This is a genomic window from Adlercreutzia sp. DFI.6.23, assembly GCF_024462535.1.
Taxonomy (GTDB): Bacteria; Actinomycetota; Coriobacteriia; order Coriobacteriales; family Eggerthellaceae; genus Adlercreutzia; species Adlercreutzia rubneri.
This window is the reverse complement of sequence record NZ_JANGBP010000680.1, coordinates 1-293: the sequence shown is the minus strand read 5'-3', so window position 1 is coordinate 293 and position 293 is coordinate 1. Positions and strand designations below refer to the sequence as shown.

Genomic DNA, 293 nt, shown 5'->3' with positions numbered 1-293 from the left:
GTCACGGTGCCCCCGAGCACGAGATAGCAGCTGTGAGTGCCCGTCGTCGCCTTGTGCAAAGGCGAATCCTCCGCAAACGCTCGCGCCGCGGCAAAGACCCATGCCGCCTCCCACGGAATGGGCTTCACCTTGGCCGGGCGCTCGTCGCTGGTGAAGTAGCGGTTATAGACGCGGTTGCCCGTGCAGCACGATCCCATGACCTGGGCCGCCGCCGTATCTCCCGACTTCCAGCCGCCCATGACGAGGTCGGCGCCCATCGTGGAGGCCGCCTCGGCGAGCAGGGCCGCGGCCTG

The 293-nt window shown here is 68.6% G+C and carries 1 pseudogene; it reads right to left on the bottom strand.

From position 1 onward, the window contains the following. Nucleotides 1–293, bottom strand: a pseudogene (locus NE591_RS15035) (hypothetical protein); the annotation flags it as partial.